We start from the raw sequence: 16009 nt of genomic DNA on the forward strand, positions 1-16009 counted from the left end.
ATGAGGGAAGCTCTTAAAAATGCTGTAAGAAGTGCTATTCTGTTCGAATGTCGGTTGCCGCACCAAGAGAGTGGACTAGATAAATCCTGCCTTTCCTCTCAAAGTGATATTTGTTATAACAATACTGACCCTCAGGAGATTGCAAAGGTTATATATAATGGGATTGTGGAATTCGCTATAAACGAATATGCAATAAATTATAACGATTTGGAGCGTGAGCAAAGAAAAGCAATTCTTGGCAGAATTAGATATGATCCGTGTGCAGCTGACTCGACGAAATTGAAATATGGATTTTACGGTGAAGTATTATTAGATTTGATTTTGAGGGTGTTTCTCCAAACAAGCGTTGTTGCGGCACGTGGATACTTTTATTCGCCTATTGAAAATAGTGAAGCGAAAGGATTTGACGCTTTTCATTTGATGGAGCGCGATGGAAATATTGATCTATGGTTTGGAGAAGCGAAATTCTATTTGCATTACAAGAGTGCAATAACCCCTGTAATAGAAAAATTGGGAACATCATTGTCAGATGGTTATTTGAATCGGAATTTGATAGCAATTATAAATGAGCGGGATAATCTTTCTGTTCAGAATGATCAACTGAATAGTCTATTGGACTCTTGGCAAGAAAACCCCGATATCAATTTGGCGCAAGAAATGCAGAACCGGGGTATACGGCTAATCTATCCTATTTTTATTGCTTATGAAAAAGCTTCTAGAGATACATACCATCAAAGTATAAAAAAATGTATCGATCATATTGCTGTAGAATATGCACGGATTGGTATTAATATTCCTGCTACATTTGATTATCGACTTTTCTTTATCTTTCTACCGCTGTCAGAGGTCAAACAAATCAAGGAGAGCGTGATTCAATGGATAGATTCACAAGAACCGCTGATGTAATTAAGGCGTATTATAATTATAAAAAAACAGAAAATTCTGCAACATTTGTCAAAAAAGTTTGCGGCTTCTTTGACTATATGAAAGATGAGACATTGTCTGATGCCGATTTGAATTTACTCTTGTTTTTGGCGAATGAAGCAGGTGTTCCTCAATACTATGATTTGTTAAAATCAAAGTTCACAAATGCCGAGATTGGTGATGAAAATATCAATTCACTTACAATGAGCGCACTGTTCCATGATGCAAGCCTTATCAGAGGTGATAGTAAATTACATCGTTATCAAAAGCATGTTCTAGATAGTTTTGTAATCGAACAGCGAAATCGTTATGTTTTAACTGCTCCTACATCCTTTGGAAAAACTTTCTTGGTCTACGAAATTATCCAAAAGATGCAGTATAGGAATGTGCTTTTGATTTTTCCGGCAATAAGCTTATTATCTGAAAATTATGCGCGTCTTTGTAATTGGGAAGCCTTTAATAGCTACGCTATTCATTCATTGAGTGAAGAAACTTTTGAGATTGCTCAGAAGAATATCTTTATTTTTACACCTGAGAGATTTCTGTCTTTTATGGATTCACATCAGCATCTTCACTTTGATTTTGCTTTTATTGACGAAGTTTATAAAATTGATAATAGTTTTATTATAGACCAGGAAACATCGGGAGAAAATGAACGTGATACAGCTTATCGCTTGACAGTAGAATTTATTTGCAATCTAACGGATGATATGCTACTCGCAGGCCCATATATGGCCCTACCGTCAGCAGAAACGGAGCAACACAAATCTTTTAATAATTTTGCACATGATAATGGATTTGCGTTTCTTCTGTATAATCAGTTTGAAATTGTCTCGAAGGAATATACAACAGTTAAAAGTAAGAAGCAATATATTATTGACAGTATTCCAGTTGAAATCGGTTCAGTGAGTAAGACGCAGAAGATTGCCAATATTGTTCAGGCTTTGAGTTCCCCCACAGAAAATACTATCATTTATTGTAGTCGAAAATCCGATACAGAATTGTATGCTAGACAGTTGTTGCAAGATGAAGATCTTATTTTATCATTTCAAGAAAGGTGTTCAGGGGTAGATGCACCTGTCTATGAAATTTTCTTAAATCATTTACAAAATACGTTTGGTGACGATTGGATTGTATTAAAGGCATTACGAGGAAGAATAGGGATCCATCACAGTCTTGTACCAAAATATATTCAAAAAGAAATCATCAATTTGTTTAACTGTGGGGCATTGATTTGTCTTTTTTCGACTACTACAATTACCGAGGGGGTTAATACATCTGCAAAAAATATAATTATTACATCGGGAAAAAAAGGTGCGAAAAAACTTAGACAATTTGATGCTAAAAACATCGCTGGTCGAGCAGGGCGTTTTCAACAACATTATTCAGGAAGAGTTATTGACCTGAATAATAGCTTTGAGAGCATTGTTAACAGCAGGCCGGAACTATTAGAACACAAAAATTATGATATCGATGCGCCAAAAACAGATGTTGACTATCAAATTACAAAGGATCAATATTTATCTGCGGCAAATCTTCAAGAGAAAGAAATGATAACTTCACAAATTGAGGCATCTGGAATTCCAGCAAATGTTTTTAACGGCTTCAGAGTTGTGGGACCTAAAGATAAACTGCTGTTGTATGCAAACATAGAAAAAATGCCTTGGTGGACGATTGATGAGATTAAACAAGTTTCCATTAAATTAGCAAGAAGTAATGCAAAAAGTTTGTATTGGAGTGGTTTTCAAGCTATTCTCAATCTGATATTTCCCATTGTGCGGGAAGAAAAGCTTAAGCAGCTTATTAGTTTCCGAGTTGGCGGCAAACAAGAGTACTCCTTAGTTACCGTGCTATTAAGCTCGTATCTTGAAGGTGGGTTTATGTCAATGGTGAATTATTATACCACTCGTCAAAATTCGCCCAAGACTAAAGACGAAGCGATACGAATAGTTGCGGATTTTGTTTATAATATTTTCAAATATCATTTAGTAAAATATCTCGGTTTGTTCGATGCTTTCTTTAGATACCGGGTTTCAACTCTTGAAAACATTGATATAGATAGTGTCCCTGGATTGGGCCTATTGCTGCAAAAGCTTGAGTACAATGCATTGTCTCCTGCTGCGCGCAAGGTAAGTGACTATGGCGTTCCTTTTAAGCTTATTGATTGTTATGATAGCCAAACAGAATATGATAAGGCGCAGTTTGATGCTTATGAGAAACAAATTGATGAGCAAGTAAGCAGATTGTTCCAATAAGCAAGTCCGTTAGAAAACCGTTAAGTGGTGAGCCAAATATTTCGGTTTGATTTTAAAAAGATTGTTTCGATTATATAGAAACACAAAAGTTAATGGACTAGATAAGGTTGGATTTATAGATTGTATTTTTTTTTTTGCACGGCCACTCAAACAAATGCCGTCAAGTCGGTGGTGGATAGGGTGATTTTTGTTTGTTGGAGAGTAAGTGCACGGTTTCTGCACGGATTTTGCACGGTTTCAAAACGTGCAGAGGGTGCTTTTCGTTGCAAAATCCGACAAAGGGTGCAGAAATTACCGGGTGAAAAATCACGTTGCTTTGATTAAAAATAACGATGACTCGAAACATCCATAAATTGAGACGAACCGGCGGCTTGCTCTCTTAATCAGTGGGCCCAGGGTTCGAGTCCCTGGAGGTGCATCAGATATTGAACGTCAAATCGTAAGATTTGGCGTTCTTTCTTTATGTAAGAAAGCGGCTGCACACTTTCTGCACACCGTTTGCACATTTGCCCGAATCGGGGGCTTTTCTGCGCAAGGTTTGCACAGCCTGCTTTCCTTTGCATAAAAAGAAGAAATTTTAGGCGAACAAGGCTCTCGTCAATTCTCTGCGTTCGTCTGCGTCCATCAGCCGGATGGCTTCAAGGATCTCCCTACCGGAGATTTTTGTTGCCGCCGGCTTTTCGTTTTGCCGGGGCTGGGATGTTGCCGGGGTTAGGTCTTGGGAATAGAAGTTCGCTTCGATCTTCTCGGTCAGCTCCAGCCGGGGCTTGTCCTGCGTGTGGGCGTAGGTGTCCATCAGGACAGATGCCGTCGCATGACCTGTGTTGCCCTGCACCGACTTGAAGTCGCCGTCCGACTGCAAGAGCTGGTAGGTGGCACTGGAGTGCCGCAGGCCGTGGAACACGATCTGCTCAAACTCCGGGTGCTCGGATCTCCACAGGCGGTACCACTTTGTCAGCAGCTCCGGCGCGATGGGCAAGCCGTCCGGGAGTCGGAACAACTGCCCACAGTTGCTATATTTCTCCGGGGCGTTCTGCTCGTCCTGTTTGAGCTTTTCAAGCCATGCCAGCAGTTCTTCCTTCAAGGGCTTGGTCATATACAGAACACGGTTGGACTTCTTGGTTTTGGGCTTTTTTAGGATGAGAGAGGACTTGCTGCCCTCGCGCCTATCTGGGAAGGTGTAGTAGACCTGCTTGGGGTCAAGCTTTTCCAGAGCATCCTTGTTGGCTCGCTGCATGGTCTTGCTGACTGAGATGGTGCCGCGCCCATCGGCGGCATCGAAATCCAGATCACTCGGCTGTAAGCCGAGAATTTCGCCCTCACGGAGCGAAAGGACCATGCTCATGTGCACCGCCAGATGGAGTGCCGGGTTCTCGATGGTCTGCAATGCCGCCAGCATGGTCTTTTTGTCCCAGATGGTACGTTCCTCACTGTTTGCCTTGGGCGCATCACGGGGTAGGGGAATCTTGTGAATCAAATCCCACTCCACCGCATAGGAGAAAGCAGTCTTGAGCAGCGTGTGGACTTCGTGGATAGAAGTGCTGGACAGCAACCGCTTCTTCTGCTTTTCGGTCAGGGGCTGCTTTACGCCGTGGACGTACTGCCCGCAGGGGGTCTTGGCAAGGGTAGCATAGGACTTCTCAATGTCGTAGGTGCGCAGTTCCTGTACCTTCCGCTTCCCGATATACGGCACGATAAGGTTCTGCACCATCGCCACAGACTGGGTGTAGGTCTTGGGGGACCATTTGTGCTTGGTGGACTGAATCGGAATCCACTTGTACAGCATTTCCTCCACCGTCATGGTGTCGGGGACAAGGAATGTGCCATCCAGCAGTTCTTTCTCGACCGTGATCTTTCGCTCCTGCGCCTCCTTTTTGGTCTTGAAACTTTCCCATCCCTCGCAGGGCTTGCCGGAATGGTCTTTGTACTTGTAACGGACGGAGTAGGAATCTCCGCGCTTTAGAATAGATGCCATAGATTACCTCCCTCAGACCGCCGCAAACCAGTTGTCGAAGCTCTGTTTGGTTACCCGGATACTGGTGCCGATGCGCAGCACCCGAAAATCCTTCGTGGTGTTGCACAGGTTGTACGCAGCGCGAGGAGAAATCGCCAAAAGCTGGGCGATTTCCTCCACCCGGTAAACAAGCGGTTTGAGCTTGGCTGCTTTGGTCTGGTCAGAAGATTCAATGGCAGGGGATTTAGACATCTCCATTGTAGCGAGGTTCGAGTCCATTTGCAAGGATTTATTCGTATAATTTTCATATTTCACGGTTTCGGTCATGTCAGGCCGATTCATATTCATAGGCAGACCTCCACTTCCTTGTAACCGGGTGCCGGGGCAGAAAGTGCCAACTTTCTGCCCCAAACGTTCCCGATGAGTTCAGATTTCCGAGTACCCCTCCTGTGTGCGGGGTTGTGCCGATGGTTTGTTTTGCGCCTGTTCTGCCTGCAAACGGCTCAACAGTTGCAGAACGGAATCCCGTGCTTTCTCCTTGACCTGTTCCTTGCCTTTCTGCCGGGCCTCCGGCTTCAGGAGCTTCTCCTGCAAGCGGGCAGCGGTGGTCTGCATGGTCTTGAGAAACTTGTCCAACACGGTATCCAACCGATGGGCTGCATATTCTCTCGTGGACTGCGGAGCCTTGCGTTCAGGGGACAGCACCCACTTCTTCGTGTCCTCGATCATCCGCATCACCGCAAAAGACAAACAGAAAAAGTGGCTGTTCGGCACGGTGGGCATGGCAGTCATAGCGGCGGTACTTGCGAGAATTATGATGTTTCTTATGGAAAGCTGAGGCGATATCAATGATGTTTCAAACTTATGGCAACAGGAATCATCCTGCGGTGCTGTTCTTTCATGCTATGGGTGTGACGGGGGAGAGCAGCGAACCGGTTGCAAACTATTTACAGGATCGGTATTTCTGCATTTTACCTACCTCCACCGTGTACTGCAAAGGGCAGAAATGTAACCGTTGTAATACTGCAAGACCTGTTCCACGGCCCCGGCGTCACCGGCGCGGGCCGCCTCGATCACTGCAAGGGGCAAAGGCTCCTTATATCTGGCCTGCTTCATTCTGCAATACCTCCCGTCAGTCTTGTTCTCATGGTTTCCAGCGTCTTAGTCCTGTGCCGCTGGACGGCGCTGCGGGACATTCCCACCACCGCGCCGATCTCGCTGTCCGTCAGTTCCAGGACACAATGCAGTATCAAGATGCTTTGTCCCGGCTGGGGCAAGCTGGCAAAGGCAGCGGCCACCAGCCCGTCGCTGATCTGAAGCTCACAGCCATAGGCCGGAAATATAAAACTGTCGCTGGGGTACTGATCTATCGTGCATAGCGTGTCCAGTTCCGAAAGCGGCAGCGTTTCAAAGGATGTTTCCCAGCCACGCTGACGCTTCCTTTCCCGGAAGTAGTCAACGGCTTCATGGTACAGTACCAGCTTGCAAAAATGGTCAAACTGGCAGCGCCTCCCGTAATCATCAGGGGTAACTTTCATCTTCTCACCTCCTTTCCGTGGGGAGTGAGCAGGATGATCCTGTCCGTTGTCAGGGGCCTATGCTGGCCCTGGTCTGCTGACCGCCTCCTTTTCCATCTGATTTTTTGCCGGAAATGAGAATCCGCGAAAATCGACAAAAATCGCCCGGCAGGTCGTAAACCTACCGGGCGACGATTTGAAGCGTTTTGTTGTTTTCTTACATGGTATAGTTCATACTCATAGCCGGAATATTCCCGTGGCGGGGCAAGGCTTTTTTTAAGCGGTAGAAGTGGATTAGATTATAATGATAGTAAAACAGCATGGCGGCGTCCTCCCGTGGGCCGCCATGCCTTTAACTGCTGGGAATGACAGAAAGAAAGCAGCGGCCTTGATTTCTCAAAACCGCCACCAGTGAATATAAATTAAGCGTGAAAATGGGTCTGCCCAGCAGCGTTTTTTTCTTTTCTGCCGCTGGGCAGATGTTTTTTCTTTAGATACATGATAAGAGGAATTTTTGAAGATTCCATAAAGATTTGAAAAATGGACGGACATAAAAGACGTCCATTACACTATCGGAAAATCAGCAAGGAAGTTTCATAGTAACCTTTGCGCCGCCGGTTTCTTTTGAATTTTCTAAAATAAGCTGACCATTATGTTGTTCCATAATCGAATTTGTAATATATAGACCCATACCAAAGTGTGACTTTGAATTGCGGCTTTGATCGCCCATATAGAACCGTTCCTGTGCGTGGCATAATGCCTCTTTAGAAAACCCCGTTCCCTCGTCTGTGACTGAAATTTCCACGAAACTGTTGTTACTCTGAACATCCACATAAAGCGTTCCGCCTTGCGGGGAGTAGTCCAGCCCATTACTGATAACATTCATAATAGCACGTTCTATCAGCACCCTATCAAATTTCAGCATTTGAGGGAGTGAAACAGTATTTATTTGCAGCCGGATTTCTTTTGTCCGGCATAGTGATTCCATATAACCGAACAAGTGCTGCATGAACGCTGGCAAGTCTATACTTTCAATATGGAGCTGATAACCAACCGCCGCCCGTGATATATCAATCAGGGTTTGAATATATGACTGCATCTGGCCGGAGCTTTCCACGACGTAACCAGCGTATAATCGTTGCTCATCATCAAGATTTGTTTCTGTGAGTAAATCAGCATTTCCTTGAATAACCGTCAGAGGCGTTTTCAAATCATGGGCAAGCGCGGCGATTTGCTCTTTCTGTGTCTGTTCGGTTTTCCATTGCCGTTCTAACGAAATTTTCAGATTATCTTTCATATCTGAAAAAGATGCAAGGACATCTTCAAACTCTTTGATTTTGGCGTGTCCTACTTCAAAATCAAGGTTTTGCTTTGAAACCTCCGCAGTTGCTTCAAAAAGCGGGGTCAGTTGTGTACGCAGGTTCTTAGCAAATCTGGCGGTCAGTATGATAATGACCAGCAGCGAATTTACAGCCATCAGGATAAACGCAAGCGTATCAGGAGATGGAAAATATTCCGGTAGCCATGACACTGTAAATTGAGAACCAATATAATACCTTAAAACGCAAAATTCGTTTTCCCGGACAACAAGTGCAAACTGCCTCCCCGTAGCATATTCAATATATTCTCCCTTTGCGTACAGCAGGGCAATTTCTTTTTCATCATCGTCCATATTGCTGTAAAGCTCATTAAAGTTCTTGTCCAGAATTAAGTAGCCGCATCCCTGTGGAATCACAACCTTTGTAATATCCGGGGCAATCGTCAGCGTTGGAATGATCTCTTTTACCTGCAATTCACTTAGATTTGCTCTTGTAGCTAATCCAGCATTTATAGCAAGTCCCTCCAAACCAAAAGGGACAATAATTGCCGCTACCAGCATGACAATGAGGGAGATAGCAAACTGGCGAAACAATATTTTCAATGTAGGTTTCTTTTTCACTCCCATTTATATCCTATCCCCCATACGGTGCTGATCGGACTTATTTTGAAATGCTCCAATTTCGCACGAATATTTTTTATATGCGTTGAGATCGTAGAGTTATCGCCTATTCCATCAAACCCGAAAACGGCTTCATAGATTTGTTCTTTTGCAAAAACCTGTCCCCGGTTTTTTGCAAGGTATTCACAGATTGAATACTCGCTTTTGGTAAGGGGAACCGGCTGTTCTGAAACATACAGTACCATTGCGGAAAGGTCAAATTTTATATCAGGCTCAAATGAAAGTGTGCTGTGATGCTCCCTTTTTTCTCTGCGTAAATGTGCCGCGACACGGGCGCGAAGCTCCTGAATACGAAAAGGTTTCGTAATATAATCATCCGCACCGATGCCCAATCCAAACAATATATCTTCCTCTAATGTCTTTGCGGTCAGAAAGAGAATCGGGCAGTCTACCATATTCCTGATCTGTTTGCAAAACTCAAACCCGTCTGTGCCAGGCATCATCACATCCAAAAGAATGAGGTCATAGAAATGCAGCTTTTTGATGTCTACATCATCCGCATTTTGACAGACTGTTATCAAATATCCATCTTTCCCCAAACTGTTCTTAATCAATTCCAAGATAGAAACTTCATCGTCAACTACAAGTAAGTGGGTCAAAAAATCACCTCCCGCCCCATTATACCACATTGTCGAGGTTACTCATCATTATTTTTAATGTCAGCTTTCCGATATTCATTGTTGATATTTACAGCTACGGCATTGCTTATATCCACATCCACAATACTGTAAACGTAGCCGAAACTGAAATCTTTCCCCGCCACATTTTTGAAGCGTTTCGATACCTGCCCGATTTCTTCTTGCAGTTCTGACATTTCAAGACATTCATCCGTTATGGTATATGTCAGGCCGTTATATGAAATTTCATCATAGTTTGCGGCGTTCAGCTCATAATACGGCAGAGATTCATTTAACGCCTTATTTTTATCGGCGGTATCGCGGAGCGCACCGCAGGCCGATAAGCATATAAGACTTACAAGCACAATTACCACGGCAAACAGGCACTTTTTATTCACTGTTTTTACCTCCCTCCCAACCATGAAACCAAACCAAACTGGCAATCAGCAGACAAACAGTGCAGCATACAGAAATAATCATACCGCTGAAAAAATCGGTTTTTACCTGTGCATACAGTTGGGGGCTATCCCATGCAAGCACAGTGTAATCCATAGCACGAACGCCCCAGGCCCAGGGAATATATTTCCATGTAGCGTCACCAAGCCCTGTTATCATAAGGGCAGCTATTAAACTCCCTGCAATTCCCAATCCCATAGATGCGTTCATCAACAAACTGACCGACGGCGAGGGTGTCAACGTGATCTTTGAGGCCGCAGGCGTTCCCGCACTGCTGGCACATGCAACCAGCCAGCTTTCTCCCGCAGGCCGTCTGGTGGCTATGACCTTTGGCAAGGAGCCGATCCCCGTGAACTTCAAGGAGATCAACGCAAAGGAACTGACCATTCTGGGTACCCGTCATCAGTACCAGAAGTTCCCCGAGGTGGTCAAGATCCTGCCTGACCACCTGAAAGAGGTCGATGAGATCACCACGCATGTGTTCAAGGCAGAGGACTTCCAGAAGGCATTCGATACCCTTGCAGACCGTAACAGCGGCGCTGGCAAGGTGGTGCTGACCTTCGCCTGAGAGCAAGTGCCCCTTACATTATAAAAAGATAAACAAAAAGGAGCTGCTGCACAGTGTTTGTGCGGCGGCTCTTTTTTGCCTGCGGAGGACTTGACAAGAATGATATAAAGTGATATTATTTTGATATCATAAAGAAACGCTTCCGCACCCTGTGAAGGAGGGAACTGTTATGGAAGAGAAAATTCTGCAGACCAAAAAGAACGGCATGGTCATGCTGCTGCTCACCCTGCTGGGCTATGCTGTTACCGTCCTGCTGTTTTTCTACAGCATCATTCTGCTGGACGAAAGCCTGTTTCCGGGCATCCTGCTCACGATCCTGTCCATCGCATACTGGGTGGCGGGCATCTTCCTGCTCTGCGGCCTGAAGGTGTTAAAGCCCCAGGAAGCACTGGTGCTCACCCTGTTCGGCGATTACATCGGCACCCTGAAGGGACAGGGGTTTTACTGGGTGAACCCCTTCTGCACCGCGGTGAACCCGGCAGCTGGCACCAAACTGAGCCAGAGCGGCGATGTGAACAGCGGCGAGACCGGCATGGCGGCCCTGCTTAAGGCAGGCAACAGCAGTCCCCAGACTGCAGAATCGACCAGCAAGAAGATCTCGCTCAAAATGATGACCCTCAATAACTCCCGCCAGAAGATCAACGATTGTCTGGGCAACCCGGTGGAGATCGGCATTGCGGTCATCTGGCGCGTGACCGATACCGCAAAGGCCGTATTCAATGTGGACAACTACAAGGAGTACCTCTCCCTGCAGTGCGACAGCGCTCTGCGCAATGTGGTGCGCATTTACCCCTATGATGTGGCTCCCAATGTGGATACCACCGGCGACGGCGTAGCCGATGAGGGCAGTCTGCGCGGCTCCTCGGAGGTGGTAGCCGCCCGCATCCGGGACGAGATCCAGAAGAATGTAGCCGAGGCCGGCATCGAGGTAGTGGAAGCCCGCATCACCTATCTGGCCTATGCGCCGGAGATTGCGGCCGTGATGCTGCAGCGCCAGCAGGCAAGCGCCATCATCGATGCCCGCAAGATGATCGTGGACGGTGCTGTGGGCATGGTGGAAATGGCCCTTGAACGCCTGAATGAGAACAAGGTAGTGGAGCTGGACGACGAGCGCAAGGCGGCAATGGTCTCCAACCTGCTGGTGGTGCTGTGCGGCAACCGTGATGCCCAGCCCATCGTGAACAGCGGCAGCCTGTACTGATGGCAGAACCAAAAAAGCAGGTGCCCCTGCGCCTGAACGCGAAGCTCTACGATGCCCTTGCCGCCTGGGCCGAAGATGACTTCCGCTCGGTGAACGGGCAGATCGAATATCTGCTGACGGAGTGCGTGCGGCAGCGCAAAAAGAACGGCAAGTATGTCTCGGACCAGATCGATGTGCCGCCTGAACTGGATATCAAATAAAATACCAATTGGCCCCGGCTGTGCGGATGAACTCTGCATGGCCGGGGTTTGTGTTTATCTGTGGCTCCCTAAAGGCTGAAAATGCGAAATTTCCTGCCGAAAAATAACGAAAATGCATTGACAGTTGCACGCTTGTGACGCTATAATAAGCCAAGGAATATCTTTCTGTGGCAATGGAAAGACCTTCCCGCAGAAAACTATATTCCGAAGAAAAGAGGGAAACTTACCCGCTTGAACAGACAAAAACAACATCGTGGTGCCGCTGCTGCGCTGGCTGTGCTGGTGCTGGCAGCTGTACTGCTTTTTGTGGGCGGAAGCTGGCTGGAAAAGCGCAGCCAAAAGCCGGAGACCCGGACGGAGCTGCCGCAGGAGACCGCCGAGACCATGGAAGTGGACGGCGTGACCTACCGCAGGCGCACAGATCTGACCACCATCCTTGTTATGGGCATCGACCATGACAGCGAGGTGGAAGCAGAAGGCTCCTATCAGGGCGGTCAGGCGGATTTTCAGCGGCTCATTGTGATAGACAGCAAAGACAAGACGGTCCGTCAGCTCAAGATCGACCGCGACACCATGGCAGAGGTGACGGTGCTTGGCATGCTGGGCAATCCGGTGGGCACCACTCAGATGCAGATCAGCCTTGCCCATGGCTTTGGCGATGGCAAGGATGAAAGCTGCGGCTATGCCCGTGATGCGGTGTCCCGCCTGCTGCAGGGGGAAAACATTGATTTCTATCTGGCTATGAGTCTGGACGGCATCTCGGTGCTGAACGACCTTGCAGGCGGTGTGACCGTGACGCTGGAGGATGATTTCTCCGCAGCAGACCCGGCCATGACCAAGGGAGCTACCCTGACGCTGCAGGGCAATCAGGCTGAGATCTTTGTGCGCAGGCGCATGGATATTGGCGAAGGCACCAACGAAGCCCGCATGGTGCGGCAGGAGGAGTATCTTGCACAGCTTTCCGCACAGCTGGAAAGCAGGGTGCAGCAGGATCAGCAGTTCACCGCACAGGTGTACGATGCGCTGCAGCCGTATCTGGTCACCGACCTTGCAAAGGGCCGGCTGGTGAACGAGGTGTGGGCTGCCAAAGATGATACTGTGGAGCCTGCCATTGCACTGGAGGGCGAGCATAAGGTGGCAGAGGACGGATTCACCGAGTTCTATCCGACCGAAGCTTCCATCCAGAAAGCGGTTCTGACGCTGTTTTGGGAGCCTGTTGAAGAATGATGTAAATGTTGAAAAGCATTTGCGATAGAAAGCAGCATCTTGGGGAGTGCGGCTTGAAGTGAAAGGAGATCTTCATTATGAAGAAAGTTATCAGCGCTGTTTTGACCGCTGCTATGGTCGTGGGCATGGGTGTGTCTGTTCTGGCAGCAACGCCCAGCAAGACTGTGGCAGATGAGGTCAAGGCCAGCGGTTCTGCTACCGTCACCGGTGTTCTGGGCATTGTCAGCGATGTGAGGGTCACTGCCAAGGAGGATACCGCTCAGGTCGAGGAAGTCCTGCAGGACATCACTTCTGATGCAGACCTGCAGAAGGCTGCGGGCGCTTCGAAAGAAAAGAAGACGACTATAGATGTTACTGTAACGCAGGCCTTTGAGATGCAGACCTCTAACCTGCTCGACGCTGCAAATGTTAAGCTGACCATTGAGTCCAAGGTCATTGAGGCTGCTTACGAGGACAACGAGCAAGTTACCGTTCTGGTGGCTGTGCCCAAGACGAAGGCAGACGGCACTGTGACCTATACCTACTATACTGTGCCCGGTAAGGTCGTGGATGGCGAGATCGTGGTGAACCTGAAGGGCCGTCAGGTCAAGCTCTATGGCTCCAACTTCGTTCTGGTGGCCGTGAAGACCATTGAGGGCTAAGAACTAGAAATGTTCTGCGGTGCTCCCTGATGAAAAAGGGAACGCCGCATTTTTGGCGTATAGGATTCAGAAAAATAGAGGAAAGGGCACAATGCCCGGGCCGCATGGGCGGCAATATTATGCAGTATTATAGGTAAGGAGTGAAATCGTGCAGCAAGATACTTTTGTGAAGGAGCGCACAGCTTTAGCGGCACAGCCGGAACAGGACGAAGATACCATTGATCTGCTGGAGCTGGCATTGGGCCTGCTGGCCCACTGGACGCTCATTGCAGCCACGGCTGTGGTGGGTGCCGTGCTGATGGCGCTTTATACGTTTTTTCTGGTAACGCCGATGTACAAAGCAACGGCTACCATCTATGTGGTCAGCCGCAATGATTCGGTGCTGAACTTCTCCGATCTGCAGGTCGGCAGCGAGCTGACCAGCGATTACATCAAGGTCTTTGAAATGTGGGAAGTCCACGAAAAGGTCATCAGCAACCTGGATCTGGATTACACCTACACCGATATGGCCAGTATGCTGTCTGTCACCAACACCAGCGACACCCGTATGCTGGATATCACGGTCACGAACCCGGACCCGGAAGAAGCAGCAGCGATCGCAAACGAGTATGCGGATGTGGGCGCAAAGTACATCTCGGAAAAGATGAAGACGGACGAGCCCACCCTGATGTCTTCTGCGCGTGTGCCGGAGAACCCGTTCAGCCCCAACAAGGCCAAGAACATCCTGCTGGGCTTTGTAGTGGGCTTTGTGCTGGCCTGCGCCGTGGTGGTGCTGCGGACCATGCTGGACGATACCTACAAGTCTGCCGATGATATCCGCAAGTATACCGGCATGGTCGTGCTGGCATCGATCCCGCTGGCCGATGCTGGCGAACAGCCGAAAGAGAAAAGCGAGTTCAAGCGCCGCACCAAGCGGTTTGCCAATGATGTCCGCCGCCGTGTGGGTGGCAGCTCTGGGAGGAAAGCATGAAACAGCTGAAGATCACAAAATTTCCGGCTCTGGATTATGCGGGAAATGAAGCCTTTAATACCCTGAGCACCAACCTCTCCTTTGCAGGTGCGAGTGTCAAAAAGATCATGATCACCAGCTGCCATGCTGCAGAGGGCAAGAGCTATCTGTCCATAAACCTGATGCGCACGCTGGCACAGCGCGGCATCAAGGTGGCGCTGGTGGACGCAGACCTGCGCCGCAGCATGGTCAACAATGACTACGGCCTGAAATATGAGGATGGCCGCAGCGACGGCAAGGGCCTCTCCCATTTTCTGGCCGGCATGGTGGGCATGGATGAGGTCATCTACCAGACCGACATCCCCAACGCGATCATGGTGCCGGTGGGCCGCGATGTGCCCAACCCGCTGGCGCTGCTGACCAACAGCCATTTTGCCGAACTGCTGGATATGCTGGCCAGAATGGCAGATTACGTCATTGTGGACGCACCCCCGGTGGGCATGGTCATCGATGCGGCGGAGATCGCCAAGGCATGTGACGGCACCCTGATCGCAGTGAACTACAACGATGTAAGCCGTCAGGAGCTGCTGGACGTGAAGCAGCAGATCGAGCAGACCGGCTGCCCCATTCTGGGCACCGTGCTCAATCAGGTGGACTACGACAACTATATGGGCCGCAAGTACTACAAATCCTACTCAAAGTATGGAAAGTACGGCTATTACAGAAAGTATTATAAACGAAGCCACGAAGCGGAAAAGAAATGAGCGGCTTTACGGATTATCATGCGCACTTCGTCTACGGCGTGGACGATGGTGCGCAGACCAGAGAAGAAATGTATGCCATGCTGGATGCAGCGGTAGCAGACGGTGTGCGGCACCTGTTTGCTACCTCGCACAGTACGCCGGGCATGGAACGCTTCCCGCAGGAAATCTACGACCGGCATCTGGCGCTGGCCCGCGCATACTGCACACAAAAAGGCTACGACCTGAAGCTGGAGCACGGCTCTGAGTTGCTGTATACCCCTGCGACGGGATATGCGGCAGTCCAGCGCCAGCTGCTGACCTTGGGAGATACCGGCTGGGTGCTGCTGGAATTTGTGCCGAACATAACGGCAAAGGAGCTGGAAACGGCTCTGCAGGAGATCACGGGTGCGGGTTACCGCATTCTGGTGGCCCACATTGAGCGGTATCCCTGCCTTGCGCAGCACGGCCTGCTGGCCCGCCTGCACAAACAGTACCGGCTGCGCTGCCAGATCAACTGTTCGGCTGTGCTGGACAGCGGCTTCTGGCAGCGGATGCGGCTGGAGCACTGGGTCAAGGCGGGGCTGGTGGACGCGGTCTCTTCCGATGCACACAACTGCACCTCGCGCCCGACCCGGATGCGGCAGGCGTATGAGCGGCTCTGCACCCGTGTGGGACAAACGACAGCACAAAAACTGACCGGACTGGATGGCACAGAGTATCTTGTATAGTTGCTTTGACTGCCGGAAATGAAAATGGGA

The 16009-nt window shown here is 48.6% G+C and carries 19 protein-coding genes; 10 read left to right on the plus strand and 9 right to left on the minus strand.

Annotated features, from left to right (window positions below):
• Positions 1–906, plus strand: coding sequence for a DUF1837 domain-containing protein (locus ACGHUK_RS03780; protein WP_390575055.1), 906 nt, complete (start codon positions 1–3; stop codon positions 904–906).
• The gene (locus tag ACGHUK_RS03785; RefSeq protein WP_390575058.1) at positions 876–3179 is read left to right on the plus strand and encodes a DEAD/DEAH box helicase family protein; all 2304 of its coding nucleotides are present in this window, start codon (positions 876–878) and stop codon (positions 3177–3179) included. Before ACGHUK_RS03780 ends, ACGHUK_RS03785 begins: the two co-directional genes overlap by 31 nt.
• Positions 3180–3756: 577 nt before the next feature.
• Here the strand turns inward: ACGHUK_RS03785 and xerC are convergent.
• From xerC to ACGHUK_RS03830, 9 genes are all read right to left on the minus strand, one after another.
• Complete coding sequence (gene xerC, locus ACGHUK_RS03790) at positions 3757–5154, minus strand: tyrosine recombinase XerC (protein WP_371293103.1); 1398 nt, start codon at positions 5152–5154, stop codon at positions 3757–3759.
• Positions 5155–5166: 12 nt separating this feature from the next.
• A complete protein-coding gene (locus ACGHUK_RS03795) occupies positions 5167–5481 on the minus strand; it encodes a helix-turn-helix domain-containing protein (RefSeq protein WP_371293102.1) in 315 nt (104 codons plus the stop codon).
• Positions 5482–5559: 78 nt separating this feature from the next.
• The gene (locus tag ACGHUK_RS03800; protein WP_371293101.1) at positions 5560–5862 is read right to left on the minus strand and encodes a hypothetical protein; all 303 of its coding nucleotides are present in this window, start codon (positions 5860–5862) and stop codon (positions 5560–5562) included.
• A gap of 246 nt (positions 5863–6108) precedes the next feature.
• On the minus strand, positions 6109–6249 hold the full coding sequence (locus ACGHUK_RS03805) for a helix-turn-helix domain-containing protein (RefSeq protein ID WP_371293100.1): 141 nt from the start codon (positions 6247–6249) through the stop codon (positions 6109–6111).
• Positions 6246–6671 carry a sigma-70 family RNA polymerase sigma factor gene (locus ACGHUK_RS03810; protein ID WP_117850953.1) on the minus strand — a complete coding sequence of 142 codons (426 nt, stop codon included), beginning with the start codon at positions 6669–6671 and terminating at the stop codon, positions 6246–6248. Before ACGHUK_RS03810 ends, ACGHUK_RS03805 begins: the two co-directional genes overlap by 4 nt.
• Before the next feature lie 559 nt (positions 6672–7230).
• Positions 7231–8595, minus strand: a complete 1365-nt coding sequence (locus tag ACGHUK_RS03815) for a sensor histidine kinase (RefSeq protein ID WP_390575061.1) — start codon at positions 8593–8595, stop codon at positions 7231–7233.
• Positions 8586–9248, minus strand: a complete 663-nt coding sequence (locus tag ACGHUK_RS03820; RefSeq protein ID WP_390575064.1) for a response regulator transcription factor — start codon at positions 9246–9248, stop codon at positions 8586–8588. The genes ACGHUK_RS03815 and ACGHUK_RS03820 overlap by 10 nt, the downstream gene beginning before the upstream one ends.
• Positions 9249–9286: 38 nt before the next feature.
• A complete protein-coding gene (locus ACGHUK_RS03825; protein WP_371293097.1) occupies positions 9287–9664 on the minus strand; it encodes a NisI/SpaI family lantibiotic immunity lipoprotein in 378 nt (125 codons plus the stop codon).
• Positions 9657–9920 carry a hypothetical protein gene (locus tag ACGHUK_RS03830; protein ID WP_371293096.1) on the minus strand — a complete coding sequence of 88 codons (264 nt, stop codon included), beginning with the start codon at positions 9918–9920 and terminating at the stop codon, positions 9657–9659. The genes ACGHUK_RS03825 and ACGHUK_RS03830 overlap by 8 nt, the downstream gene beginning before the upstream one ends.
• Positions 9921–9963: 43 nt before the next feature.
• Here ACGHUK_RS03830 and ACGHUK_RS03835 point away from each other — a divergent pair, with 43 nt between their 5' ends.
• The 8 genes from ACGHUK_RS03835 to ACGHUK_RS03870 all read left to right on the plus strand — a co-directional run bounded on the left by ACGHUK_RS03835 (position 9964) and on the right by ACGHUK_RS03870 (position 15979).
• Positions 9964–10290: a hypothetical protein gene (locus ACGHUK_RS03835; RefSeq protein WP_349935930.1), complete on the plus strand. Its 327-nt coding sequence runs from the start codon at positions 9964–9966 to the stop codon at positions 10288–10290.
• A 169-nt stretch (positions 10291–10459) separates the two neighbouring features.
• A complete protein-coding gene (locus tag ACGHUK_RS03840; protein WP_332376060.1) occupies positions 10460–11491 on the plus strand; it encodes an SPFH domain-containing protein in 1032 nt (343 codons plus the stop codon).
• Entirely contained in the window at positions 11491–11691 is a 201-nt protein-coding gene (locus ACGHUK_RS03845; RefSeq protein WP_005940562.1) for a PTS ascorbate transporter subunit IIC, read from the plus strand. The genes ACGHUK_RS03840 and ACGHUK_RS03845 overlap by 1 nt, the downstream gene beginning before the upstream one ends.
• A 231-nt stretch (positions 11692–11922) precedes the next feature.
• Positions 11923–12918 carry an LCP family protein gene (locus ACGHUK_RS03850; RefSeq protein WP_390575069.1) on the plus strand — a complete coding sequence of 332 codons (996 nt, stop codon included), beginning with the start codon at positions 11923–11925 and terminating at the stop codon, positions 12916–12918.
• A gap of 77 nt (positions 12919–12995) precedes the next feature.
• Complete coding sequence (locus ACGHUK_RS03855) at positions 12996–13559, plus strand: hypothetical protein (protein ID WP_390575071.1); 564 nt, start codon at positions 12996–12998, stop codon at positions 13557–13559.
• A 148-nt stretch (positions 13560–13707) separates the two neighbouring features.
• Positions 13708–14529 (plus strand): Wzz/FepE/Etk N-terminal domain-containing protein, encoded by an 822-nt coding sequence (locus ACGHUK_RS03860; protein WP_332376063.1) that lies wholly within the window; start codon positions 13708–13710, stop codon positions 14527–14529.
• Positions 14526–15272 carry a CpsD/CapB family tyrosine-protein kinase gene (locus ACGHUK_RS03865; RefSeq protein ID WP_390575075.1) on the plus strand — a complete coding sequence of 249 codons (747 nt, stop codon included), beginning with the start codon at positions 14526–14528 and terminating at the stop codon, positions 15270–15272. The genes ACGHUK_RS03860 and ACGHUK_RS03865 overlap by 4 nt, the downstream gene beginning before the upstream one ends.
• On the plus strand, positions 15269–15979 hold the full coding sequence (locus ACGHUK_RS03870) for a CpsB/CapC family capsule biosynthesis tyrosine phosphatase (RefSeq protein ID WP_120080815.1): 711 nt from the start codon (positions 15269–15271) through the stop codon (positions 15977–15979). Before ACGHUK_RS03865 ends, ACGHUK_RS03870 begins: the two co-directional genes overlap by 4 nt.
• The last annotated feature ends 30 nt before the right edge of the window (positions 15980–16009 follow it).

This window comes from Faecalibacterium sp. i25-0019-C1 (genome assembly GCF_042854225.1).
Taxonomy (GTDB): domain Bacteria; phylum Bacillota; class Clostridia; order Oscillospirales; family Ruminococcaceae; genus Faecalibacterium; species Faecalibacterium taiwanense.

Bases quoted from the DNA above. Each gene is read 5' to 3' on its own strand.
- ACGHUK_RS03780 (WP_390575055.1), top strand. From the start codon at position 1: ATGAGGGAAGCTCTTAAAAATGCTGTAAGAAGTGCTATTCTGTTCGAA.
- ACGHUK_RS03785 (WP_390575058.1), top strand. From the start codon at position 876: ATGGATAGATTCACAAGAACCGCTGATGTAATTAAGGCGTATTATAAT.
- xerC (WP_371293103.1), bottom strand. From the start codon at position 5,154: ATGGCATCTATTCTAAAGCGCGGAGATTCCTACTCCGTCCGTTACAAG.
- ACGHUK_RS03795 (WP_371293102.1), bottom strand. From the start codon at position 5,481: ATGAATATGAATCGGCCTGACATGACCGAAACCGTGAAATATGAAAAT.
- ACGHUK_RS03800 (WP_371293101.1), bottom strand. From the start codon at position 5,862: ATGATCGAGGACACGAAGAAGTGGGTGCTGTCCCCTGAACGCAAGGCT.
- ACGHUK_RS03805 (WP_371293100.1), bottom strand. From the start codon at position 6,249: ATGAAGCAGGCCAGATATAAGGAGCCTTTGCCCCTTGCAGTGATCGAG.
- ACGHUK_RS03810 (WP_117850953.1), bottom strand. From the start codon at position 6,671: ATGAAAGTTACCCCTGATGATTACGGGAGGCGCTGCCAGTTTGACCAT.
- ACGHUK_RS03815 (WP_390575061.1), bottom strand. From the start codon at position 8,595: ATGGGAGTGAAAAAGAAACCTACATTGAAAATATTGTTTCGCCAGTTT.
- ACGHUK_RS03830 (WP_371293096.1), bottom strand. From the start codon at position 9,920: ATGGGATTGGGAATTGCAGGGAGTTTAATAGCTGCCCTTATGATAACA.
- ACGHUK_RS03840 (WP_332376060.1), top strand. From the start codon at position 10,460: ATGGAAGAGAAAATTCTGCAGACCAAAAAGAACGGCATGGTCATGCTG.
- ACGHUK_RS03845 (WP_005940562.1), top strand. From the start codon at position 11,491: ATGGCAGAACCAAAAAAGCAGGTGCCCCTGCGCCTGAACGCGAAGCTC.
- ACGHUK_RS03855 (WP_390575071.1), top strand. From the start codon at position 12,996: ATGAAGAAAGTTATCAGCGCTGTTTTGACCGCTGCTATGGTCGTGGGC.
- ACGHUK_RS03865 (WP_390575075.1), top strand. From the start codon at position 14,526: ATGAAACAGCTGAAGATCACAAAATTTCCGGCTCTGGATTATGCGGGA.
- ACGHUK_RS03870 (WP_120080815.1), top strand. From the start codon at position 15,269: ATGAGCGGCTTTACGGATTATCATGCGCACTTCGTCTACGGCGTGGAC.